The organism is Streptomyces sp. NPDC028419 (genome assembly GCF_055565515.1).
On sequence record NZ_JBVHUE010000002.1, the window covers coordinates 342,669 to 364,979 of the forward strand.

Genomic DNA, 22,311 nt, shown 5'->3' on the forward strand with positions numbered 1-22,311 from the left:
CCGGCGCGTACCCCGCACCCGCTGGACCTCACCCGTGCAGCAGCGCGCAGACGAAGTCCTCCTGGACCGCCCGCACCCGTGCGAGCAGGTCGGGGTCGCTGGTGAGGGAGGTCTGCGTGGTGATCGAGAAGGTCAGCGAGCGCCGGCCGTCCGCGGTGGCGGCCACCAGCTGCGTGTAGCCGAGCGTGTTCCCGGTGTGCCCGTACACCGTTCCGCAGCGGGTGGTGTAGCGGTAGATCGCCAGGCCCGCGTCGGTGCGGCCGGGACCGGGCGGCTGGGACAGGGCGCCGGGGACGAACCTGAACTGCTGTCGGCGGGTGCGGTCGGAGACGAGCGCGCCGCCCGCGTAAGCGCGGATGAACGCCGTCAGGTCCTTCGGCGTCGAGACGATGCCCCCGGCCGCCCAGGCCCCCGAGGCGCCCACGGCCTCGCTGACGTCGACCGGGCCGTCCTGCGGATCGATCTGGTAGCCGTGCAGGAAGGGCTCGGGCAGTCGGTAGCCCTGGGGCAGGCTCGTGGCGTCCATGCCCGCGGGCGCGTAGACGAGCTCGCGGAGCAGCTCCTCGTACCGGCGCCCGGTGGCGGCCTCGGCCATCAGGGCGACGGCGATGTTGTCGGAGTTGGAGTACTGGTAGCGGCTGCCCGGCGCGAAGGCGAGGTCCTCGTCGGCCACGAACTCCAGCAGACGCCGGGAATCGAAGGGGTGGCGGGGGTCCGCGGAGACGATGTCGCGGAACGCCCGGGATGCCGAATAGTCGGGCAACCCGCTCGTGTGGTTCAGCAGTTGACGCAGGGTGACCCCGTGCCAGGCGGCCGGCTGATCGGGCAGCACCTCGCCCAGGGTGTCGTCCAGGTGCAGCCGACCGCGGTCGACGAGCGCCAGGGCCACCGCCCCGCTGAAGGCCTTGGCGACGCTGGCGATCCGCATGTGGTCGCCCACGCGCGGCGGCCGGCCGCTCTCCACGTCGGCCACGCCCGCCCGGTAGGTCCGCGTACGGTCGCCCTCGCGCAGCACGGCGATGACTCCGGGGGGCCCGTCGGGCCGCGCCACCAGCTCCCGCAGCTCCTGCTGGAGGGAGGCGCCCGCCGGTGGGTTGCGGTCCGTACCGGCCTGCGCGGGCGCCGGCGCGGCGGCGAGCAGGGCGCCGCACACGGCGGTGGCGGCGGCCAGGCGGAGCGACGGGCGGATCCTGCCGATGGGGCCGCAGGGGCGTCGGGACACGGAGGTACCTCCGGGGGAGTCGGAGCGGGCGCGGTCGCCCACGATGGCAGGACGGGCGCCGGCGCCGGGGGCGACGCGGCCGCACCCCGGCCGACCGTGGCCCGTCCGGCCCCAACGTCCGGCCCCAACGTCCGGGCCGGGAGCCCTGCCTCGGCCCCCGGCCCGGCGCGATCCGACGGGGACGGCCTACGGAGCCGGCGCCGGCGTCGTGGGCGGGGTCGGGGCCGGGGTGCCGTCGAGGGCCAGGGCGGTGAGGAGCACCAGGGAATCGGTCCAGCCGAGCGGGGCGACCGAGGAGGGCCGCCCCCTGCCGTTGACGGTCTCGGGCAGCTCGCCGAGCCCGTTGCGCTTGGACAGGACCCAGTCCAGGACGCGTTCGGCCTTCTGCCGCTCACCCGTACCCGCCCAGGCCAGCGCGAAGAAGGTGGTGCTGGGCGTCCAGGCGTACGCCCCCCAACTGAACCCGGGGTCGTTGCCGGGCGTGAGCCCTCCGTTCGGCAGCAGCAGCGCTCGGTAGGTGGAGTCGAGGGCCGTCGCCAGGTCGGCGGGCGCGGTGTTGAAGGGCGGGGCCATGAAGGCGGCGGCGCTGTCGCGGCCGTGCAGCCCGTCGCTGGTGCGCGGGTAGCCCAGCGGTGCGAAGTGCGTCGCGATGCCGTCGGCGAGGCGCCGGGCGGCCGTCGCCCAGCGCGTCGCGTCGGCGTCGCGGCCGGACGCCCGGGCGAGGTCGGCGGCCGCGTTGAGCCCCGCGAGCAGGGGCGCGGCGGTACCGATGTTCGCGGTGGCCGTCGGCAGCTCCCAGTAGTCCGGGCCCGCGGGCGGCAGCCCGTTGGCGTCGAGCGAGTCGGCCGCGTAGTCGGCGGCCTTGCGGACCATCGGGTACAGCGCGGCCAGCCGGGCGGCCCGGCCCTTGGCCGGCGCGGCCCGGTACCACTGCCAGGTGGCCCAGGGCACCCAGCCGTTGCCGTCGAGCTGCCAGGTCCGCGCGTCGGGCGGACCCGCGCCGTCGAGCGTGGTGCGCGCCTCCCAGGTGCCGTCCGGGCGCTGGGTCGCCTGGTCGTGGCGCAGCATCCGGTACGCCTCGGCGTCGTGGCCGGTCGCGGCGAAGGCGGCTGCGGCGAAGCCGCCGTCGCGGGGCCAGGAGTACTCCCACGCCGGTGACCAGGCGGCGGCGAACGCCCCGTTCGGGCGCAGCAGGGCCCGCATGGACAGCAGTGCCCGCCGGGACGCCTCGCGGCGCGCGGGCGTCGACCCGGGCACCTTGCCGGCGGCCAGCCAGGCGCGGCTCTCGGCGATCTGCTTCAGCGCGCCGGGGTCGTCGGCCTCGGTCACCACCGAGGCGCCGCGACCGGCGGGGAGGTGGCGCCAGCGGCCCGACGGCAGGCGCAGGACGTTGCTGCCCTCGACGTAGCCGGCACCCACCGCGAACGAGGGCGCGACGGCCTCCGTCACCTGCTGGTTCGTCAGCAGCCCGGCCGTACGGGCGGCCAGCGAGGAGGTGGGCACGTAACAGGGCTCGCTCTCCCCGCAGCGGTCGGCGCCGACGGGGTTCACGCGGAAGGCGAGGCGGGCGGCGTCGGCGTGCCAGCCGCCCCAGTAGGCCCGGTCGTAGTTCCAGCTGATCGGGGCTCCGGGGTCCGCGGTCCGCGTTCCGTGCCAGACGACCGCCTTGCCCTCGGGGGTGGCGGCCTGGACGAACAGGTAGTACGGGCTCCCCGCCGCGAGCGGTGCGGCGAACGGAACTTCGATCCAGCCCGCTCCCGCACCGCCCAGGGCGGCCAGGTCCAGCGTCCGGGTGGCGACGGCGGACGCGGCGTCGTCCAGCGCGGTGCGCACCTGCACGGTCACCGTGCCGGTGGAAGCCGCGCTGGTCAGGTAGAAGGCGACCCGGTCGAGACGGGAGCTGGCGGCGGTGAACTCCTGCGCCGCCGCGTGGTCCGTGGCCTTGATGCCGAACAGGCCCACGTCGTGCCGGGGCTGTTCCGCGCGCGGGGCGGAGGCGGCCGCGTCGGCGGTGGTGCCGGCGGTGTCGGTGGTGGTGTCCGCGGTCGGTCCGGGAATGCTCAGCAGGGCTGTCGCCAGGACGGCGGACAGGGTGATGGACGGGTCCATGAGCCTCCCTCGTTCGGTGACGTGCCGTCACCGCCGCAACACCGCGGACGCACGTCATGCGTGGGTAACGAGGGCCGGCGCACCGCGTTCCTCCCGGTGCGCGGGTTCGACCCGGAGAGAGCAAGGCGTGCGAGATTTGCCTAAAGGCTTTAGGTAAATCAATAATGGCTTCAGGTTGATGGAGGGATGCCCATGGCACGCGCGGGATTGACCACGGCACGTCTGGTGCGGGCGGGGGCGGAGCTGGCCGACGAGGTCGGCTTCGATCAGGTGACCGTCTCGGCGCTCGCCCGGCAGTTCGACGTCAAGGTCGCGAGCCTCTACTCGCACGTGCGGAACTCCCGCGACCTCAAGACCGGGATCGCCCTGCTCGCGCTGGAGGAACTCGCCGACGCGGTCGCCGTCGCCCTCGCCGGGCGCGCGGGCAAGGACGCCCTGGCGGCCTTCGCGAACGTCTACCGCGACTACGCCCGGCAGCACCCCGGTCGCTACGCCGCGGCGCAGTTCCCGCTCGACCCGGAGGCGGCCGCCGCGAGCGCGGGCGGCCGGCACGCCCGGATGACCCGGGCGATCCTGCGCGGGTACGACCTGACGGAGCCCGACCAGACGCACGCCGTCCGGCTGTTGGGGAGCGTCTTCCACGGTTACGTCACCCTGGAGCTGTCCGGCGGCTTCAGCCACAGCGCTCCCGACTCGCAGGAGACCTGGTCGTGGATCCTCGACCGGCTGGACGCCCTCCTGCGCAGCTGGACCACGCCGCCGCACAGTGGTGGCGCACCGTCGCATCCCAGCGATGCGGCCCCCTCGACGGAGAGGCCGACGACAGCATGAGCACCGACCGCACGAGCACCGACGGCACGGACGACGACGCCCCGGACACCGGCAGCGGGCACGCCGAGCGCCCGTGGATCACCACGCCGATCACCGCGGACCTCCTGCGCGGAGCGCTGGACTTGGAGCACACCGAAGAGGGCGTCCTGCCGCACCGGCTGCCCGCCCGGGCCCGCGCCCAGAACACCGACGGTCAGCTCGCCATGGCGCAGTCGCAGCCCTCCGGCGTGCGGCTCGTCTTCCGCACCCGGGCGACCGCCCTCGAACTCGACACCCTGCCCACCAAGCGCGTCTACGTCGGCGCCCCGCCGCGCCCGGAGGGCGTCTACGACCTGCTGGTCGACGGCAGCCTGGCCGGGCGGGCCGGCGTCGCCGGGGGCACCACCTTGACCATCGACCTGGCCGCGGGCACCACCACCGAGCGGCCCGGCCCGGTCGGCACCCTCCGCTTCCGCGGCCTCGCCGACGCGGACAAGGACGTGGAGATCTGGCTGCCGCACAACGAGACCACCCGCCTGGTGGCCCTGCGCTCCGACGCGCCCGTCGAGCCCGCGCCGGACCACGGGCGCAGGGTGTGGCTGCACCACGGCAGCTCGATCAGCCACGGATCCGACGCCGCGAGCCCCAGCACCACGTGGCCCGCGCTGGCCGCCGCCCTCGGCGGGGTGGAGCTGACCAACCTGGGCCTGGGTGGCAGCGCCCTGCTCGACCCCTTCACCGCCCGCGCCATGCGCGACACCCCCGCCGACCTGATCAGCCTCAAGATCGGCATCAACCTGGTCAACACCGACGCGATGCGGCTGCGTGCCTTCGGCCCCGCCGTCCACGGCTTCCTCGACACCCTCCGCGAGGGCCACCCCGATACGCCGCTGCTGGTGGTCTCCTCCATCCTGTGCCCGATCCACGAGGACACCCCGGGTCCCAGCGCCCCCGACTTCGCCGCCTTCAGCGCCGGTCGGCTGCGCTTCCTGGCCACCGGTGATCCCGCGGAGCGCGCGAGCGGCAAGCTGACCCTCGGCGTCGTCCGGGAGGAACTGGCCCGGATCGTGGCGGAGCGGGCGGTCGAGGACCCGAACCTGCACTACCTGGACGGCCGCGAGCTCTACGGCGAGGCCGACAACGCCGAGCTGCCGCTGCCCGACGAGCTGCACCCGGACGCCGCCACCCACCGCCGCATCGGCGAGCGCTTCGCCGCGCGCGCCTTCGCACCCGAGGGCCCCTTCGCGGTCCCGCCGGCCCGACCCGCTCCCTGATCCCGCTCCCTGGCCCCACCCCCTGTCCCGGCCGGCGGCCTCACCCCTGCGCCAGCACCGCCTCGATCACGTGCCGGGCGTTGCGGGCCATCGTCGGGTTCGTGTTCCGGTAGTACGGCAGCGCGATCACGGCCTGGGACAGGGCCCGGGCGCGGCCGCGCAGCCAGGTGGCGTCGTCCACGCCGAGGGACGTGCGGAAGACCTCCCGGGCGCCGGCGGGCAGCAGGTTCCAGGCGGGGAACAGGTCGCAGGCCGGATCGCCCACCCCCGCACAACCGAAGTCGATCACCGAGGCGAGCCGCCCGTCGCGCACGAGCACGTTCCCCGGCATGAGGTCGGCGTGCAGCCACACGGGAGGTCCGTCCCACGCCGGGGCGCGCAGCGCCCCGTCCCACACGGCCGCCAGCGCGTCGCAGTCGAGGGCTTCGCCCGGGATCCCGCGCAACTCCTCGATGGCTGCCCGGGTCGCCGCGTCCAGCGAGGAGAGCGGTCCGCCGCGGTGGGCCCGCGGCGCCCGCGCCAGCGTGACCTTCCGCATCGCCGCCACGAAGGCGGCCAGGTCCCCGGCCAGTGCCTCGGGCGCGTCCAGCGCCCCGGCCTCGGGGTTCTCGCCCTCCAACCACCGGTACACCGACCACGACCACGGGTACCCCTCGGCGGGCCCGCCGACCCCCAGCACCTCGGGGACGGCCGTCGGGAGCAGCGGGGCCAGCCGGGGCAGCCACTCCTGCTCGTGCGGTACGTCCCCCGCGCCGCCGGCCGTCAGCGGCAGCCGGATCAGCATCGTCCCGCCCAGCCGGTACACGGCGTTGACCGTGCCGCCCGAGGCGACCCGCCGCACCGGCAACTCGGCCCACCGCGGGAACCGGCCGGCGACCAGGCGCCGTACGAGGTCCTCGTCGATGGGGTGGCCGTCCGCGTGCATCTGTTCCGTGTCCACTGCTCCCGAGCTCATGAGGCACCATCCGACCCTGGGACACGGCGGGGCGTCAAAGGGGTTTCCCGGGCGGGTTCCGGGCGTTGATACGCGGTTGATACATGATCGTCGGGTTCCCGACCGGTGACCCCGCGATGCTGGAAACGTCGGTCTCCCAGACTGCTCGAAGGACGCACGGCCGGCGGAACCGACCGCCGTGACCAGCGCCCAGGAAAGGCAGGATCCACACCGTGGCAGCGCGGCACAGCCGGCTGCCGGTCATCGCCCTCTCCCTGTTGGGACTGGCGCTCACCGGCGGCTTCGCCCTCTCCCAGCGGCCCGGGAGCGGCACGCCGGCAGCCTCGGACGGCTCGCCCGCGGTGCCCGCCTCCGGGCCCGGCACCTTCACCAGCGCGCAGGCGTCCGGAGCCGTCATCGGGACCGGCGGGCCGCTGCGGCGCTACCGGGTCGAGGTCGAGGACGGCATCGACGTATCGCCCGTGCAGGCGGCCACGGAGATCCAGGCGATCCTCAACGACCCGAGGAGCTGGGCCGCGCACGGCCAGGCCCGGTTCCAACTGGTCGACGGCGATGCCGACGTCACCATCAAGATCGCCACCCCGAAGACCACCGACACCCTCTGCGCGCCGGTCGGCAACACGCGCGGGGAGCTGAACTGCGAGATCACCGGGGGAGTCGTCGTCAATCTCAAGCGCTGGACGCGGGGTTCGCCGCAGTACGACGGACCGGCCACCGAGTACCGGCATCTCATCATCAACCACGAGGTGGGCCACATGATCGGCTACCGCCGGCACATGGGGTGCCCGGGCCCCGGCCGACCGGCGCCGGTGATGATGCAGCAGATCAAGGGCCTGGACGGCTGCGTGTCCAATGCCTGGCCCTACACCGCGGACGGCACCTTCCTCACGGGCCCCGACGCGCAGTGAAGGCGGTCGGGCCCCGGCCCGGTACGGGCCTTCGGCCCCCACCCGGGACGCCCCCGCGTCACGGATCCCGGCCCCGCGCGGCGTCGTGGGCGACGGCATCGAGCTCACCGCCGCGGTGACCGCGCCCGCGCGCAGGGCGCCGCGGCGGGTGAACCTCGCGCGCGGGTAGGCGTGCTGCTCGGCCATGTCCCTGCGGGCGGCGAGCTTCTCGGGGATGTCGAAGCCGGGAAGGGTTTCGCCCCGTCAGGTCGCCCTGTCAGGTCGCCTCGTCAGGCGTCCCGGTCAGGAAGGGACGCAGACCTCCTTGCCCTTGAGGGTCCCCTGGCCGACCACCTCGATCAGCGGGTACACGCAGCCGGCGGCGAGGTAGGTCCGCCAGGTCTCGGTGCCCGTGTTGCTCCCCGGGACCAGCGGACCGTGCACGTTCCTGCTGAAGTTCGCGCCGCCGCCCGTGGTGTTCTGCCAGCCGAGCCGGACGTGGACGGCGTCCCCGGCCCGCTTCCAGTAGCCGACGCCGATGACGCCCTGCGCGCCGACCCGGCCGTTGACGTCGATGCACAGGGTGCCGTTGCCGAGGTCCGTGCAGCGCTGCACGTACGCCTTGGCACCGGTGGGCGCGGTCGGTGCGGCGTGCGCCGTGGTCGCCGAGGTCGCGGACAGGAGCAGGGTGGCGACCGCGACCGCCGTGCCGGCCTTCGCGAACGTTCGGGCGTGGCTCCTGAGGAGAGCGGTGTGCATGGGAGTTCCCTTCCGTCGGGGGAGCGGGTCGGTTCGAGCCTGGTGCACCCCGGTCCGGCCGTCGAGGAGGCGGCCGTCTCCTCCCGGGGACGGATCGGGGAAACCCCGGGAAACCCCGCGGAGCCCGGCGCATCCCCCCGTGACGTGTATATGTCGTTCACCGGCATATAGTGGCCACATGAATCCCGGTCCGACGGCGGTCGACGCCGCCGTGCGTGCCGGGGACTCGGCGTGTGACGGAGATGGAGTAGGCATGGCCAGCAAGAAGAACCTCGTCGCCAACCGGGCGTCGCTCGCCCACAAGGTCCGGTACGCCGCGAGCAGCCCGCACCGCATCGCCCCCTACCTGAAGCGGGCCGCGCGCGACCGCTGGTTGGCCTTCAAGCACCCCGACCACGTGAGCTACTACCGCGCGGTGATGGCCTCGGACACCCGGCGCGATCCCGAGGCCGCCGTGGGCAGCCAGACGCACGAACGCTGGCTCGCGCTCGGCCGGATGCAGTTCGACTACCTGCTGCGGCACGACCTCGCGCCGGACGCCAGGATGCTGGACATAGGCTGCGGCAACCTGCGCGCGGGCTGGCGCTTCATCGACTACCTGGAGCCGGGCCACTACTACGGCATCGACATCTCGCCCGACATCCTGATCGCCGCGAAGGAGACCTTGACCGAGCGGGGGCTCCAGGACAAGGTCCCGCACCTGACCCTCACGGGGAACCTGACGCTGGACTTCCTGCCCGACGCCCACTTCGACGTCGTGCACGCGCACAGCGTGTTCTCGCACTCGCCGATCGAGGTCATCGACGAGTGCCTCGCGCACGTCGGCCGGGTGTTGGCGCCCGGAGGCCACTTCGACTTCACCTTCGACCGCACCACCGGTTCCGAGCACCAGGTGCTGCGCGAGGACTTCTACTACCGCACCGAGACCCTGATCGCCCTGGCCACCCGGCACGGACTCGCGGCCCGGTTCATGGACGACTGGGAGGAGCTGGGCCACGGGCAGTCCAAGATCCGGGTCACCGCGCGCTGACCCGGCCCGGACGGCCCCGAGCGCCGCTGTCGGGCGGGCGTGGGCCGGTCTCAGGTGGGCGTGGGCGTCCCGGAGTTCCGGCCCCGCCACTGGCGTACGCCGTAGGCCGTGATGGCGAGCAGCAGGAGGGTGGCGGGGATGCTGTCCCCGTCCAGCACGCCGCCGAAGAAGCCGGTGATCATGAAGGGCAGCGCGGCGAGCGCGACCTGGGGTGCGGTGCGGAGCCCGGACAGGGCCGAGCGGCCCGCCAGGGCCAGGGCCGCGAGCACGGGGACCCCGTACCGCCAGTGCAGGAAGAGCCCGACCCCCTTCGAGTCGAGCAGGGCGAAGAGGAAGACCGCGAGCGGAGCCCACAGGGCCAGGGCCACCACCCCGGCGGTGCTGAAGATCCGGCGCGGCGGCCGCAGGTCCGGCGGGCAGGCCAGCGGGAGGACGGCGGAGACCAGGGGCAGCAGCAGGAAGGCCGGGAGCTGCCAGGGCACCGGCAGGTCGGCGGGCAGCACCACGACGAGGACGCAGAGGGAGTTGGCGATCATGCCGACCAGGGACCACAGGGCGCCCGAGGCGCGTCCGCACAGCGCCAGTACCGCGCCGACGAGCGCCACCGCGTAGCTGCCGCTCGTGGCGTAGCTGAGCGGCACGAGGAAGTCGGGGTTGTCGCTGATCTGCCAGTCGGAGACCGTCGAGATCAGGTTGAAGGCGGCGTACGAGGCCGTGGCGGCCAGCGCGTAGGGCGACACGGCGGCGAAGAGCCGGCCGCCCGGTTGGGCGGAGCCCGTGCCCAGTCGCAGCCGGAGCGCGTGCGCCGCGATGTCGGCGGCCTCCCGGAAACGGGTGCGCCGGTCGGCCCCTTCGGTCGCCTCGCGGTAGGCCTCGGCTATCTCGTCGCCGAACTCGCGGCGGAACCTCGCCGGGTACAGGCGCAGCAGCGGCAGGCTCACGCGGTGGCCCCGCCGGTGACGCCGCCCGTGGACCCGCCGGCGGCCCCGCCGGTGACGCCCAGGCGCCGGGTCGCCTCGCGCGCCGTCGCGGCGATCCGCTTCGCTTCGGCTCCGAGGCTCTCCCGCCCGGACAGGGTGAGCGTGTACGTACGGCGCAGGCGGCTGTCCACGACCTCTTCCCCGTGCACCTCGATCAGGCCCTGCCCGAGCAGGCGCTCCAGGGCGCCGTACAGCGTGCCGGTGCGCAGCTTGACCCGACCGTCCGAGATCTTCTCCACCTCGCGGGCGATGGCGTAGCCGTGCCGGGGCTCGTCCGCGAGCGCGGTCAGGAGGAGGAGGGTGGGTTCCTGCATCGCACGATCACTCATGTCCGCATCGTAAGTCACCCACCGGCATATAACGGCGGCGGAGCGGAGCCGCCGAAGGGTCCCATCGGCCGGGCCGGCGTCCTGGAGGTTCGTATGAGCGACTTAAGGTGAGGGGGTACGGCACCAGAGGGGACATTCGGCGTGAGCAGACGCGGCGCGGCATCAGAGCAGGGGTCGGGCGACGATCGGGCCACGGCCGGGATCGGGCGCAAGGCCCCCGCGGGCCGTCGGCGCAAGCGCCGCACCGAGCGCCCCGGCGCGGCCGCGTGGGTCGCCGCCCGCCGGGCCGCGCTCGCACCCGTCCTCGCCCCGCTCGTCGCCCGCGCGCGCCCGCTCGCCCGGCGCCTGAAGCCGGACTACCCCCGACCCGGGCGCACCGACTGGCGCCGCTGGATCCCGTCCTGGCGCCAGTGGCTGGGCGCGTGCCTCTACGGCTTCCTCGCCGCGCTCGCCTTCGTCGGCTGTGCCTACGCGGTCACGGACATACCCGACGACCTGAACTCCTTCGCGAAGCAGCAGGACAACGTCTACTACTGGGCCGACGGCTCCAAAATGGCCCGCACGGGCTGGGTCAGCCGCCAGGAAATGCCGCTGGAGAAGGTCCCCAAGCCGGTCCAGGGCGCCATCCTCTCGGCCGAGAACGCGAGCTTCTACTCGGACCCCGGGGTCTCCCCCTCGGGCTTCCTGCGCGCGGTGAAGGCCGCCGTGACCGGGGGCGAGACCCAGGGCGGCTCGACCATCACGCAGCAGTACGTGAAGAACGCCTACCTGAACCAGGACCGCACCGTCTCCCGCAAGTTCACCGAGATCCTCCTCGCGGTGAAACTGGACCGGCAGAAGAGCAAGCGGCAGATCCTGCAGGACTACCTCAACACCAGCTGGTTCGGCCGGGGCACCTACGGCATCCAGCGAGCCTCCCAGGCGTACTACGGCAAGGACGTCTCCCAGCTCAACGCCAGCGAGGGCGCCTTCCTCGCCTCGCTCCTCAAGGGCGCCGCCCTCTACGACCCGGCGATCAGCAAGGAGAACCGCGCCCGCGCCGTCGAGCGCTGGAGCTGGACGCTGGACCGGATGGTCGAGACCGGCAACCTGACGGCGGCCGAGCGCGCGAAGTACACGAAGTTCCCCGACCCCGTGGAGCGGTCCGTCGCCAGCGACGCCACCGGTCAGTCCGGCTACCTGGTGGAGCTGGCCAAGGCGTACGCGATCAAGTCGGGGCACATCAAGGACTCCGACTTCGACCTCGGCGGCTACCAGATCTACACGACCTTCGACCGGTCCCGCATGGACGCGCTCACCGCGGCCGTGCAGAAGACGCAGAAGGACTTCGACGCCGAGCACCGGCCCACCACCGACACGTACGCGAAGATCGGCGCGGCCAGCGTCGCCCCCGACGGGCGGTTGCTCGCCGTCTACGGCGGACCCGACTACCTGAAGCAGGGCTTCAACGAATCGAACGCGACGACGATCCCGGTCGGCACGGCCTTCACCCCCTTCGTGTACGCCACCGCGCTGGACGACGGGGTGATGCGCACGCGCGGCAAGCCCCGCACCCAGGTCGCCCCGACCTCCCTCTACGACGGCAACGACCAGGTCACCGTGCAGACGCCCGACGGCCCCTACTGGGACCGCAGCGGCAAGGTCGTCAAGGGCCGCAACGACGGCGCCCGCAGCTGGGGCCAGGTGACCCTGCGCCAGGCCGTCGCCAACTCCGTGAACACCCCGATGCTGCAACTGGGCCTCGACGTCGGACTCGACCGGGTGGACGGCCTGGCCCAGCGCGCCGGACTGCTCGGCGCGAGCCTCGGCCCCCAGGTGCCCGGCTTCGCGCTCGGGGAGAACTCGACGCCCAGCGCGATCCGGATGGCCGGGGCCTACGAGACCTTCGCCGCCGCCGGCATGCACACCGAGCCCTATTCCGTGCGCTCGATCACGCGCAACGGGAGCGCGCTGCCGGTCGTGGCCCCCAAGCCCGCCCGGGCGATGTCGGCCACGGCGGCCGCCGCGGTGACCAACGCCCTGCGGGACGCCGTCAGCGAGGGCTCGGCGAAGGCCGTGAGCAGGACGCGCCCGGGCACGGCGGGCAAGACCGGGACGACCGCGGCGAACACCGCGGGCTGGTTCGTCGCCAACACCGGGCAGGAGTCCACGGCCGTGGTGGTCTACCGGATGTCCCTCACCGACCTGATCCCGCTGCCGCTGACCGGCCTCGGTGGGGACGCGCCCGGTACCCCGGGCAGCGACCGGGCGGTCGAGCTGTGGGCGGAGTACATGAAGGGGGTGCGGTGATCCCTCGGTGGTGCGCTACTCCCAGGTGACCAGCGCCCCCTCGTGGCGCACGCAGCCCCCGTCGGCGCGCAGGACCGGCTTGCCCGTGTACCAGTCGGGCCGCAGCGACAGGGCGATGCCGTGGTCGTCGGTCGTCCGCACCCCGGGCAGGCCCGCCCCCGGCTCGCCCGGCGCGGGCGCGGCCACCTCCTGGACCGTCAGGCCCCGCGCGGACCAGGCCGCCCGGAGCCGGCCGAGCGCCGTCGCGTAGTCGCTCCCGCCGGTGAACGCCGGCCTCCAGCTGAGGCTGGGCTGGTCACGGGTGACGCCGGCGGGGTCGAGGCCGAGGTCGTCCTTGCAGGAGGCGTTGGACATGTCGCGGCCGTCGCTGAGGGATGACGGGTTCATCCCCAGCAGCCGCACCGCGTCCTCACCCGCCGCCCGGGTCAGCCGCAGGTGCTCGGCGAACCGCGCCTGCGACATCACCGGGCTGCCCGCACAGCCCTGCACGAGCGCCGCGACGAGCAGCACCGCACCGGCCCGGACCGGGGTCCGGGTACGGCGTCGGCGCAGTGGGGCGGGGCCCGGGGCGGAGGAGGTGCGGGGGCGGGTCGTCGTCATGGGCCCCATCCCAACAGGCGGCGACCGCCGGGCGGCACCGCTCCCGTACTCAGACGCCGGTGAGTACCCGGCCTCGTAGGCTGACGATCATGAACACGATGACGATCGACGGCGGCGGCGGTGTCCCCGTTCTCCTCGACGCGGCGGAGCTGACCTGCGACCCCGGGCTCGGGGCGCGCTTCGCGGAGTCCGCCCACGGGATCCTGGCGGAGCTGGTCCGGGCGGGCGCGGCCCTGGGATGGGTCGACCCGCCCTCCCCGGCCGAGGTGGCCGAGCTCCTCGACGGGGTGCTCCGCGCCGCGCACGCCGGCGACGCGGCCCTGCGCGCCGCCTACGTCGGGCGTCAGCTGGTCGGCCTGGGGTACTGGCAGCGCTACGCCCGGGCGACCCACCGCCCGCACGCCGACCTGGAGAAGCTCGCGGTGGCCGCCGCCGCCCACGGACGCGGCGTCGGCCGGGCCCTGACCGCGGCCCTGATCGCCGACGCCCGCCGGGCCGGGATCGAGGTCCTCACCCTGGACGCCCGGGGAGACAACGACAACGCCCTGCACCTGTACCGGTCGCTGGGCTTCACCGAATACGGCCGTCTGCCGGACTTCGTCGCCGTCGGCGCGCGCCGCTACGACAAGGTCTTCCACATGCTCGACCTGCGCCGGTGACGGTTGCCTTCACCGTGGCCCATTGCAACGTATCGTTGCGTTCAGCGTTCAGGTCATTGCATCAATTCATCGTCAACTGCCTGGGAAATCCTGCGTGGATGGGCTTTTGGTGATTGACGAGTTCGTGAACGCAACGTAGCTTTCGGTATGTGTGAACGCGAGATGTCGAGAGATGAGGAACGGTCATGAGTGGATCCACCCACACCGTCACGGGGCTGCCGAGCGAGCGCCGGCCCGGCTGCCCCTTCGATCCGCCGGCCGAGCTGGTCGAGGCCCGCGAGCACGGACCCATCAGCCGCTACGCCCACCCCGGCGGCCCGCCCGGCTGGCTCATCACCGGATACGACCTGGTCAGGTCCGTGCTGGCCGACCCGCGGTTCAGCTCGCGCAAGGAACTGCTGAACGTGGTCGACTTCACCCTCCCGCCGGCGCCGCCCGGTGAGTTCCTGCTCATGGACGAGCCGCAGCACGGCCGCTACCGCGGGCCCTTGGTGGGCAAGTTCACCGCGCGGCGGATGCGACTGCTCACCGAACGCATCGAGCGGATCACCGCCGAGCGCCTGGACGCGATGGAGGCGGCGGGGCCGACGGCGGACCTGGTGACCGCCTTCGCCAAGCCCATCCCCACCATCGTCATCTGCGAGCTGCTGGGGGTGCCGTACGAGGACCGGCCGTCCTTCCAGGAGCAGATCGACACCTTCATGAGCGGGGAGACCGGCGACGAGGAGCTGATGGCGGCCTACACCGCGACCCAGGAGTACCTCGCGCAGCTGGTGGCGGCCAAGCGCGCCGCCCCCACCGACGACGTGCTCAGCGAACTCGCCGACAGCGACCTGAGCGACGAGGAACTGCGGGGGATCGCCCTGATCCTGCTCGCGGCCGGCTTCGACACCACCGCGAACATGCTGGCCCTCGGAGCCTTCGCGCTGCTGCGCAACCCCGAGCAACTGGCCGCCCTGCGCGCCGATCCCGAGCTGATCGACAAGGCCGTGGAGGAGCTGCTGCGGTACCTGAGCGTCGCCAAGTCGTTCATGCGGACGGCGCTCGTGGACGTCGAGGTGGGCGGCCGGACCATCGAGGCCGGCACGACCGTGGTCCTGTCCTACAACACGGCCAACCGCGACCCGGAGCGCTTCGCCGATCCCCACGCGCTCGATCTCGGGCGGGAGGACGGCGGGCACCTGGCCTTCGGTCACGGCATCCACCTGTGCCTGGGGGCGCAGCTGGCCCGCATCGAGATGCGGGTGGCGCTCGGCGCGCTGGTCGCGCGCTTCCCCGCGCTGCGCCTGGCCGTACCCGCCGAGGAGGTCCCGCTGCGCCCGGAGGCCGCGGACATCCACGGGGTGAAGTCGCTCCCGGTCACCTGGGAGGTGTGAGCACGCCGGCGCGGGGCCGCCCGTGGGCGGGGCTACTTGACCAGGGTCGGCCACTCCGGGGCCTGTGCGGGGTCGAGCAGGCGCAGCTGGGCCAGGACCTTCGGGTCCTGGACGTCGAGCCAGTCGGCCAGCTCGCGGAAGGACACGCACCGCACGTCCTGGCGCGGGCAGACGTCCTTCATGACGTCTTCGACGGCCTTCATGTAGATGCCCCCGTTCCAGTCCTCGAAGTGGTTGCCGATGTACATCGGTGCCCGGCTGCCGTTGTAGACCCGGTTGAAGCCGTTCAGATAGGACATACGGGTCTGTTCAAGCCATTCCGGGTACTTGGTGGGATCGCCCTTGGTGCTGTCGCCGGACTGGTTGTAGAGGAAGTTGAAGTCCATGGAGAGGACTTGCTTCTCCTTGTTCTGCAAGGGGACGAGCTGGAGGGGAAAGTTCCATATGCCGTTGATCTTGGACGGCCACAGCTGGAAGTCCCCCGACGAGCTCGCGTCGTAGCGCCAGCCGTACGGCTTGGTGGCCTCCAGGAGGTTCTTCTGGCCCTCCAGGCAGGGGGCGCGGCCGCCGACCACCTCGCGGTCCGGGTCGAAGGGCAGCGGTGCCACGTTCGTGAACCCGGTGTTCGTCTTCCAGTTCTTCATGAAGGAGTACGTCTGGTCTATCTCGCTCTTCCACTCGGCGGGGCTCCAGTCCCCACCGCCCTTGGGTCCGCAGAAGTGGCCGTTGAAGTGCGAGCCGATCTCGTCGCCGTCGCCCCAGGCGCCGCGCAGCTGCTCCAGCGTGGTCCGCACGTGCGGGACGGTCGGGTAGGAGATGGCGGAGGAGCCCGGGCTGTGCTGCGGCGGGGTGTACAGCATCTTCTTGCTCTCGGGCAGCAGGTAGATGCCCGTGAGGAAGAACGTCATGTGCGCCTTGCTCTCCTTGGCCACCTGACGGAAGTGCGAGAAGAGGTGGTCGTCGCCCTCCAGGGCGCCGTCCCAGGAGAACACCACGAACTGCGGAGGCTTCTCGCCGGGCCCCAGCTTCTCGGGCTTGAGCTGGCCCGGCTGCGGCCCGGTGTAGGAGGTGGAGCCGTCCCCCAGCACCTTGACCTTGCCGTCCCAGTTCTTGTCCTCGTCGCGCGCGGCCGCGGCCTTGCCGTTCTGCCCGCCCGACAGCTCGGCGGCCGCCGTCTTCTCGTCCCCGCCGGCGGCGGAGCCGCCGCCGAGGGTGAGGGCGTAGGTGGTCGCGGTGGCCGCGCAGAGGGCGACCGCGCCGGCGCCGACCCCCATGCGCTTGAGGTTGCGCGCCCGCTCGCGGGCCTTGCGGGCGGCCTTGAGGGCGGCTCGGGATTCCGTCACGGAGGAGTCCGGGGCGTCGTCGGTGTCAGGCATGGCAGCTGTCTTCCCCCGTGGTTACCGCAGCCCCCGCCGCGCATGGATTGTTCATACGAATATAGAACTTCTCTGCATGTCTATCGCACTCCGGACCCATCGTGCTCGCCGTCTCACAGTGAGGGCACAGCCGGGGCACAGTCGAGGGCGCGGAGGGGGCACGGACGGGGCATCGATCCGGACGGGGTCGTGCGGGGGGAATTCTGCGGGGACGTCGGCTGTGCGAGGATTCCGCCCGCCGGTTCGTGTGGACCGGTGACAAGGGGAACTATTGTGATACCAAAGACGTTCAGACCCGCCGCCATCGGCGTCGTGGCTCTGGCCGCAGTCATGTCGTACGCATTCCTGCCCTCCTCCTCCGCGAGCGAGGCCCCTCAGACGCACTCCGCGAACAGTGCGAACATGAAGGCCTTCGCCCGCATAGCCGACGACGTGCTCTCCCAGCGCACCGAGGCCCTCGTCGAGGAACAGCCGGGCCACCGCCCCGCCACCTCGGGCCAGAAGACGCGCATGTCGCCCCAGCTGCAGAAGGACGAGACCGAAGCGCTCTCGTCGCTGCGCTCCCGCAAGACGCGCCTCAAGGCGCTGGGCGAGGCCTACAGCGCCGCCGACACCAAGGTCTCCGTGGACAAGGCCACGGTCACCAAGGGCAAGGCGGTCGTGCAGGTCACCGAGGAGACCACCCTCACCTACAAGAAGGTCCGCGGTGACGAGCCGACGACCACCGGCTTCCGTACGCGCTACGAGCTGAACCTCGTGGGCAAGCCGGGCGGCGCCTGGGAGCTGACCTCGATCGCCTCCAAGGAGAACGGCCCGGTCGCGGTCAACGAGCCGACCCCGGCCAAGGCCGCCGTCGTCCAGGACGACGGTCAGACCTACCCCGACGGCACCCCGGCGTCCACCAAGTACCCCGCGCCGTCCAAGCCCAAGGCGAAGACCGGTGGCGCGTACGACTACGCGGCCATGGCCACCTACGCCGAGAAGTACTGGAAGAACTACAACCCGGCGTACCGGCAGTTCAACGGAGCCGGCGGGGACTGCACCAACTTCATCAGCCAGTCCCTCAAGGCGGGCGGCTGGAAGAACGTCTCGGGGACCACCTCGGACTACCGCAACTGGTGGTACGACGGCTCCCTCCAGACCGATTCCTGGGCGGGCGCCAACGAGTGGGCATGGTTCACGAACTCCAACAACCGTGCTCCGAACCTGGCTTACGTCTACCAGATGGACGTGGGCGACATCCTGCAGATGGACTTCAACCGGGACGGGTCCAAGGACCACTCGATGATCGTGACGTACCGGAGCGGCGCGGGAACGCCCTACCTCACGTACCACTCCACGAACACCTACCGGAAGTCCCTGGCGAGCTTGATCGCCTCGTACCCCAACGCGGTGTACTTCGCCTACCGCACCTGACGGGTCCCCGTCCCGGCGGGCCGCTGGCCGGTCCGTCGGGACGGGGGACGACGCACGAGAGCCGGGCCGCAAACCCCTGGCGGACCGGTGCGGGGAAGCGGTACCGTCACCGCGATGATCACCGAAACGATTCAGAGATCGGGGGACCCGTCCGCGCCAGGTGAGTGCTGATGCCCACCGACACCGCGACCGGGAATTCCCGCCTTGGCCGCTGGCTGCGCGTGCGCGAGTACGCCGTGCCGCCCACCATGATCGAAACCGCGACCGCCCGCCGCCTGGCCGGGGACTGGGCCGCCGCCTGCGCCGCCGCCAACGTCGACGTCGACCTCCGGCCGCGCGACGTGGCACGCGCCCACGGCGGGGAACTCGCCGCCCGCATCCGGACCGACCTGCGCCACCTCGCTCCCGACCTGCTGCGCTGGCACCTGCCGCGGGTCGCCCCCGACGGACTGCTGCGTCCGGGACTGACCGTGGCCCTGGCCCGGTACGAGACCGCGGGGCCCGACGGCCCCCGCCCCCTGCACCTCGTGGCCCGGACCCCGCCCGCCTGGGCGGACGCCGGTCAGCGGATCAGCCTCGCGCTCTGGGATCCCCAGGGCTCGGACGCGGCGGTCCGCCGCCACCCGCACGCCCGCCCCCACCCGCGCTTCCGGCTCGACCTGCACCGGCACCTGTGGGACGCGCGGCGGACCGACGACTTCCGGATCCGCTCCGGGGTCGGTCCGCCCGCCGTCGACGCCGGAGCGCGCGGCCCGGAGGAACGCGCCCCCTTCGGCCGGCTCCCGCCGGGGAAGCCCTGGGCCGCGCACCGGTGGGCGGCCGAGGCGGGCATCCTGCTGCGCGCCGAGGGCCGGTCCACCGGTACCGTCACGGTCCGGCTCGGGACGCGCGAGCGACTGGACCTGCACGTCGACCTGGACCGCCGCCACCACGGGTACCGCCACCGCGACGCTCGAGCGTCCCGGGGCACGGCCGAACCGCCGCTCCTGCCCGACGCGTCGACCTGGGTGCCGCCCGATCTGGAGCTGCTCGCGGCCGGGCTGATCGGAGCCGACCGGCTGCACCCGCTGGTCGCCCGGGCGCTCGTACCGGGCCACCGGGCGGCCGCGCGACCGAGCGGTCCGGCGCCGGAGCCGGGGCCGCGACTGGTGGACTGCCGCGGGGCCCGGCACCGGATCGGCCTGGTCGACGGGGTCCTGGCCCCGCTCGACCACGACCCGGCCGAGATCCGGCGGGAGGAGCTGCTGGTCGCGCTGACCGGGACGCCGCTGCCCTGCCTGCGGGAGATCGACCTGGCCCACCGCCGCCCGGACTGCCTCGCCGGGGTCCGCGAACGCCTCGACCACGGGGACACCGCCGGCGCACTGGCCGTCGTCGAGGGCCTGCTCGGGCCCGACGTCCTGCTGCGCGGCGGACCCCTGCGCGACGAACTCGAAGCGGCCGCCGACCGGCGCATCACGTACGGGCTGTTCCGGGCGGGCCTGATGGACCCCGTCCCCGGACGCCCCCTCCCGGCCGCCCACCGCCGGCCCGCCGCCCGTACGCGGCGGGCGACCACTCGCTGAACCGGGGGACCACCCCGTCCCGCCGTCCCCCTCACGACGCTGCACAGGTGATGAAGATGACCCTTTCCATGCCCCTTTCCGCGCCCCTTTCCGTGTCCGCGCCCGCTGCCACGACCACGACCACGCCCGGCCCCGGGGCCGCTCAGCTCGACGTCGCGGCCGAACTGCTCGCCCTGTTGCGCGACACCACCACCGAGCCGCGCCCGGACGCCCAGTTGGAGGCGCTGACCGTGGCCGTCGCGGCCGACCTCCCCGTCCTCCTGTGGGGCGAGCCGGGGATCGGCAAGACCGCCGCCCTGACCCAGCTCGCCGCGTCCCTGGACCTTCCGCTGACCACCGTGATCGCCAGCGTCCACGAACCGTCCGACTTCTCCGGCCTGCCCGTGATCGGGGACGATCCCGCGCGACACGGCGTCCCGATGGCCCCGCCGGACTGGGCGGTGCGCCTGGTCGAGGCCGGGCGCGGACTGCTGTTCCTGGACGAACTGTCCACCGCGCCGCCGGCCGTGCAGGCCGCCCTGCTCCGACTCGTACTGGAGCGGCGGATCGGCGCACTGCAACTGCCGCCCGGAGTACGGATCGTGGCCGCGGCCAACCCGCGCGCCTCGGCGGCCGACGGGTGGGAACTGAGCCCGCCGCTGGCCAACCGCTTCGTCCACCTCCAGTGGACCCACGACCACGAGGTCGTGGTCCGCGGGCTCGGCGGCACCTGGCCCCGCGCGACGCTGCCCCGGCTCGACCCGGAGCGGCTGCCGCACGCGGTCGACTTCGCCCGGCGCGCGGTGTGCGGACTCCTGGCCGCCCGCCCCGCGCTGGTGCACCGGCTCCCCGGCAACGAAGCGCGCCGCGGCGGCCCCTGGCCGTCCCCGCGCAGCTGGGACATGACCCTGTCCCTGGTCGCCTTCGCGACCGCGGCCGGCTCCTCCCGCGAGGTGCTCTCCCTGTTGGTGCGCGGCGCGGTGGGCGAGGGTCCCGGGCTGGAACTGCTGGCCGCCATCGACCGGATGGACCTGCCGGACCCCGAGACCCTGCTCGCCGACCCGGCCGGCGCCGACCTCCCGCACCGCGGGGACCTGCGCCAGGCCTGTCTCGACGCCGTGGTGGAGGCGGTACGGGTGCGCCCCGACGAGCGCCGCTGGGACGCCGCGTGGCAGCTGCTGGTCAAGGCGCTGGACACCGGCGCGCCGGACCTGGTGGTCGTTCCCGCGACCGCGCTCGCCGCCCTGCGCCGGGACGAGTGGGACGTCCCGGCCGCCATCGAGCGGCTCGCCGGAGCCGTGTCGCTGTCCCGCCGCGCGGACCGCGCGACGGCCCGGGCCGCAGCCGCGACGCGGTCCGGCGGGTCCTGGTGAGCGGCGCGCGACGCGCCCCGAGCGCCCCGACCGCACACGAGGCTCCGGGAGCCCTGGACCTCGACAAGCTCTACGCCGCCCGGCTGCACGCCACCCGGGTCCGCCCCTACTTGGCGACGGCGCTGTTCGCCCTGCACGTGGTGGAGTCGCGGCGGGTGCCGACCATGGCCGTCGACCGGCACTGGCGGTGCTACGTCTCCCCGGCGTTCGTGGACCGGACGACGGTGGAGGAACTGGCCGGGGTCTGGGTGCACGAGGTCGCGCACCTGCTGCGCGACCACCACGGGCGCAGCGACCGGGTCGCGCGGGAGCGGGGCCTGAGCGGTCCGGGGGAACGGCTGCGGATGAACATCGCCGCCGACTGCGAGATCAACGACGACGTGTTCGGGGACGGGTTGGTCCAGCCCGAAGGCGCCGTCCTGCCCGGGACCTTGGGGCTCGATCCGGGGCAACTGATGGAGGACTACCTCCGCCAGTTCGGGCTCGGGCCGCTCACGCAGGGCATGGTCTGGCTGGACTGCGGCAGCGGCGCCGACGGGTCGGACCGCGCATGGGACCTGGGACCGGACGGCGCGCACGGCCTCACCGAGCACGAACGGGACGCGGTCCGGTTCCGTGTGGCCCAGGGCATCACCGGGCGCCCGGGCAGCGCCCCCAGGAGCTGGCGGCGCTGGGCCGAGGAGGTCTTCCACCCGCCGCAGCCGTGGCGGGAGTTGCTGGGGGCGGCGGTCCGCTCGGCCGCCACCGGCTCCGGCGCGGGCGAGGACTACACGTACGGCCGCCCCTCGCGGCGCTCGGCCGGCCTGCGCGGGGTGGTGCTGCCGAGCCTGCGCCGCAGGCCGCCGCGGGTCTGCGTGGTCATCGACACCTCCGGGTCGGTCAGCGACGCCGAACTGGGCGGCGCGCTGCTGGAGGTCGCGGCGATCTCCCGTGCGGTGGGCGGCCGTCGGGACCTGGTCACCGTGGTGTCGTGCGACGCGGCGGCCCGTACCGTGCACGCGCTGTGCGACGCCGAGAGGATCGCGCTGGTCGGCGGCGGGGGTACGGACCTGCGCACGGGCTTCGCCGCGGCCCTGCGGGCGAGGCCCCGCCCCGACGTCGTCGTGGTGCTGACGGACGGCCAGACGCCCTGGCCCACGACCGCTCCGCCGTGCCGGACGGTGGTGGGCCTCTTCCCCCGGGAGGCGCCCGACGGGTCGCTGGACGAGGAGAACCCCGACTACGAGCCGGACGCGCCGCCCGCGTGGGCGCGCGTGGTGACCATCGGGTAGGCCCGACCGAAAATCCGGACGGCCGGCGGCGGGGCCACCGCATACTGGTCGT

Annotated in this window: 19 protein-coding genes; 11 read left to right on the plus strand and 8 right to left on the minus strand. The window is 73.6% G+C overall.

Annotated features, from left to right (window positions below; all coding sequences use genetic code 11):
- Nucleotides 1-28: 28 nt before the first annotated feature.
- Both ACZ4UB_RS03900 and ACZ4UB_RS03905 read right to left on the minus strand, forming a co-directional pair.
- Nucleotides 29-1,222: a serine hydrolase domain-containing protein gene (locus tag ACZ4UB_RS03900; protein WP_468068051.1), complete on the minus strand. Its 1,194-nt coding sequence runs from the start codon at nt 1,220-1,222 to the stop codon at nt 29-31.
- Between the two features lie 186 nt (nt 1,223-1,408).
- A complete protein-coding gene (locus ACZ4UB_RS03905; protein WP_468068052.1) occupies nt 1,409-3,331 on the minus strand; it encodes a glycoside hydrolase family 15 protein in 1,923 nt (640 codons plus the stop codon).
- Nucleotides 3,332-3,523: 192 nt separating this feature from the next.
- On the opposite strand from ACZ4UB_RS03905, the gene ACZ4UB_RS03910 reads away from it, so the two are divergent.
- A complete protein-coding gene (locus tag ACZ4UB_RS03910) occupies nt 3,524-4,162 on the plus strand; it encodes a TetR/AcrR family transcriptional regulator (protein ID WP_468068053.1) in 639 nt (212 codons plus the stop codon).
- On the plus strand, nt 4,159-5,415 hold the full coding sequence (locus tag ACZ4UB_RS03915; RefSeq protein ID WP_468068054.1) for a GDSL-type esterase/lipase family protein: 1,257 nt from the start codon (nt 4,159-4,161) through the stop codon (nt 5,413-5,415). The genes ACZ4UB_RS03910 and ACZ4UB_RS03915 overlap by 4 nt, the downstream gene beginning before the upstream one ends.
- A 40-nt stretch (nt 5,416-5,455) precedes the next feature.
- Here ACZ4UB_RS03915 and ACZ4UB_RS03920 read toward each other — a convergent pair whose 3' ends face one another.
- The gene (locus ACZ4UB_RS03920) at nt 5,456-6,370 is read right to left on the minus strand and encodes an aminoglycoside phosphotransferase family protein (RefSeq protein ID WP_468068055.1); all 915 of its coding nucleotides are present in this window, start codon (nt 6,368-6,370) and stop codon (nt 5,456-5,458) included.
- Nucleotides 6,371-6,582: 212 nt separating this feature from the next.
- Here ACZ4UB_RS03920 and ACZ4UB_RS03925 point away from each other — a divergent pair, with 212 nt between their 5' ends.
- Nucleotides 6,583-7,278 carry a DUF3152 domain-containing protein gene (locus ACZ4UB_RS03925; protein WP_468068056.1) on the plus strand — a complete coding sequence of 232 codons (696 nt, stop codon included), beginning with the start codon at nt 6,583-6,585 and terminating at the stop codon, nt 7,276-7,278.
- A 282-nt stretch (nt 7,279-7,560) separates the two neighbouring features.
- Here the strand turns inward: ACZ4UB_RS03925 and ACZ4UB_RS03930 are convergent, their stop codons facing one another.
- The gene (locus ACZ4UB_RS03930) at nt 7,561-8,016 is read right to left on the minus strand and encodes a hypothetical protein (RefSeq protein ID WP_468068057.1); all 456 of its coding nucleotides are present in this window, start codon (nt 8,014-8,016) and stop codon (nt 7,561-7,563) included.
- Nucleotides 8,017-8,269: 253 nt separating this feature from the next.
- Between ACZ4UB_RS03930 and ACZ4UB_RS03935 the strand changes: the two genes are divergently transcribed.
- Entirely contained in the window at nt 8,270-9,046 is a 777-nt protein-coding gene (locus ACZ4UB_RS03935) for a class I SAM-dependent methyltransferase (RefSeq protein WP_468068058.1), read from the plus strand.
- Nucleotides 9,047-9,096: 50 nt separating this feature from the next.
- On the opposite strand, the gene ACZ4UB_RS03940 is transcribed toward ACZ4UB_RS03935, so the two are convergent.
- Nucleotides 9,097-9,987, minus strand: a complete 891-nt coding sequence (locus ACZ4UB_RS03940; protein ID WP_468068059.1) for a hypothetical protein — start codon at nt 9,985-9,987, stop codon at nt 9,097-9,099.
- Nucleotides 9,984-10,355, minus strand: coding sequence for a PadR family transcriptional regulator (locus ACZ4UB_RS03945; protein WP_468068060.1), 372 nt, complete (start codon nt 10,353-10,355; stop codon nt 9,984-9,986). Before ACZ4UB_RS03945 ends, ACZ4UB_RS03940 begins: the two co-directional genes overlap by 4 nt.
- Nucleotides 10,356-10,496: 141 nt before the next feature.
- Here ACZ4UB_RS03945 and ACZ4UB_RS03950 point away from each other — a divergent pair, with 141 nt between their 5' ends.
- Nucleotides 10,497-12,644, plus strand: coding sequence for a transglycosylase domain-containing protein (locus tag ACZ4UB_RS03950; RefSeq protein WP_468068061.1), 2,148 nt, complete (start codon nt 10,497-10,499; stop codon nt 12,642-12,644).
- Nucleotides 12,645-12,659: 15 nt separating this feature from the next.
- Here ACZ4UB_RS03950 and ACZ4UB_RS03955 read toward each other — a convergent pair whose 3' ends face one another.
- Nucleotides 12,660-13,244 carry a hypothetical protein gene (locus ACZ4UB_RS03955; RefSeq protein WP_468068062.1) on the minus strand — a complete coding sequence of 195 codons (585 nt, stop codon included), beginning with the start codon at nt 13,242-13,244 and terminating at the stop codon, nt 12,660-12,662.
- 89 nt (nt 13,245-13,333) lie between these two features.
- Here ACZ4UB_RS03955 and ACZ4UB_RS03960 point away from each other — a divergent pair, with 89 nt between their 5' ends.
- Nucleotides 13,334-13,903 (plus strand): GNAT family N-acetyltransferase, encoded by a 570-nt coding sequence (locus ACZ4UB_RS03960; protein ID WP_468068063.1) that lies wholly within the window; start codon nt 13,334-13,336, stop codon nt 13,901-13,903.
- A 185-nt stretch (nt 13,904-14,088) separates the two neighbouring features.
- A complete protein-coding gene (locus ACZ4UB_RS03965) occupies nt 14,089-15,279 on the plus strand; it encodes a cytochrome P450 (protein ID WP_468068064.1) in 1,191 nt (396 codons plus the stop codon).
- A 32-nt stretch (nt 15,280-15,311) separates the two neighbouring features.
- Here ACZ4UB_RS03965 and ACZ4UB_RS03970 read toward each other — a convergent pair whose 3' ends face one another.
- On the minus strand, nt 15,312-16,655 hold the full coding sequence (locus tag ACZ4UB_RS03970) for a polysaccharide deacetylase family protein (protein WP_468068065.1): 1,344 nt from the start codon (nt 16,653-16,655) through the stop codon (nt 15,312-15,314).
- A 273-nt stretch (nt 16,656-16,928) separates the two neighbouring features.
- On the opposite strand from ACZ4UB_RS03970, the gene ACZ4UB_RS03975 reads away from it, so the two are divergent.
- From ACZ4UB_RS03975 to ACZ4UB_RS03990, 4 genes are all read left to right on the plus strand, one after another.
- Nucleotides 16,929-18,071 carry an amidase domain-containing protein gene (locus ACZ4UB_RS03975; RefSeq protein WP_468068066.1) on the plus strand — a complete coding sequence of 381 codons (1,143 nt, stop codon included), beginning with the start codon at nt 16,929-16,931 and terminating at the stop codon, nt 18,069-18,071.
- A gap of 170 nt (nt 18,072-18,241) precedes the next feature.
- Nucleotides 18,242-19,636, plus strand: coding sequence for a hypothetical protein (locus ACZ4UB_RS03980; protein WP_468068067.1), 1,395 nt, complete (start codon nt 18,242-18,244; stop codon nt 19,634-19,636).
- A gap of 56 nt (nt 19,637-19,692) precedes the next feature.
- Nucleotides 19,693-20,988, plus strand: coding sequence for an AAA family ATPase (locus ACZ4UB_RS03985; protein WP_468068068.1), 1,296 nt, complete (start codon nt 19,693-19,695; stop codon nt 20,986-20,988).
- Entirely contained in the window at nt 20,985-22,259 is a 1,275-nt protein-coding gene (locus ACZ4UB_RS03990; RefSeq protein WP_468068069.1) for a vWA domain-containing protein, read from the plus strand. The genes ACZ4UB_RS03985 and ACZ4UB_RS03990 overlap by 4 nt, the downstream gene beginning before the upstream one ends.
- Nucleotides 22,260-22,311 lie beyond the last annotated feature (52 nt).

Bases quoted from the DNA above. Each gene is read 5' to 3' on its own strand.
- ACZ4UB_RS03905 (WP_468068052.1), bottom strand. From the start codon at position 3,331: ATGGACCCGTCCATCACCCTGTCCGCCGTCCTGGCGACAGCCCTGCTG.
- ACZ4UB_RS03910 (WP_468068053.1), top strand. From the start codon at position 3,524: ATGGCACGCGCGGGATTGACCACGGCACGTCTGGTGCGGGCGGGGGCG.
- ACZ4UB_RS03915 (WP_468068054.1), top strand. From the start codon at position 4,159: ATGAGCACCGACCGCACGAGCACCGACGGCACGGACGACGACGCCCCG.
- ACZ4UB_RS03920 (WP_468068055.1), bottom strand. From the start codon at position 6,370: ATGAGCTCGGGAGCAGTGGACACGGAACAGATGCACGCGGACGGCCAC.
- ACZ4UB_RS03930 (WP_468068057.1), bottom strand. From the start codon at position 8,016: ATGCACACCGCTCTCCTCAGGAGCCACGCCCGAACGTTCGCGAAGGCC.
- ACZ4UB_RS03935 (WP_468068058.1), top strand. From the start codon at position 8,270: ATGGCCAGCAAGAAGAACCTCGTCGCCAACCGGGCGTCGCTCGCCCAC.
- ACZ4UB_RS03945 (WP_468068060.1), bottom strand. From the start codon at position 10,355: ATGAGTGATCGTGCGATGCAGGAACCCACCCTCCTCCTCCTGACCGCG.
- ACZ4UB_RS03955 (WP_468068062.1), bottom strand. From the start codon at position 13,244: ATGACGACGACCCGCCCCCGCACCTCCTCCGCCCCGGGCCCCGCCCCA.
- ACZ4UB_RS03960 (WP_468068063.1), top strand. From the start codon at position 13,334: ATGAACACGATGACGATCGACGGCGGCGGCGGTGTCCCCGTTCTCCTC.
- ACZ4UB_RS03965 (WP_468068064.1), top strand. From the start codon at position 14,089: ATGAGTGGATCCACCCACACCGTCACGGGGCTGCCGAGCGAGCGCCGG.
- ACZ4UB_RS03970 (WP_468068065.1), bottom strand. From the start codon at position 16,655: ATGCCTGACACCGACGACGCCCCGGACTCCTCCGTGACGGAATCCCGA.
- ACZ4UB_RS03980 (WP_468068067.1), top strand. From the start codon at position 18,242: ATGCCCACCGACACCGCGACCGGGAATTCCCGCCTTGGCCGCTGGCTG.
- ACZ4UB_RS03985 (WP_468068068.1), top strand. From the start codon at position 19,693: ATGACCCTTTCCATGCCCCTTTCCGCGCCCCTTTCCGTGTCCGCGCCC.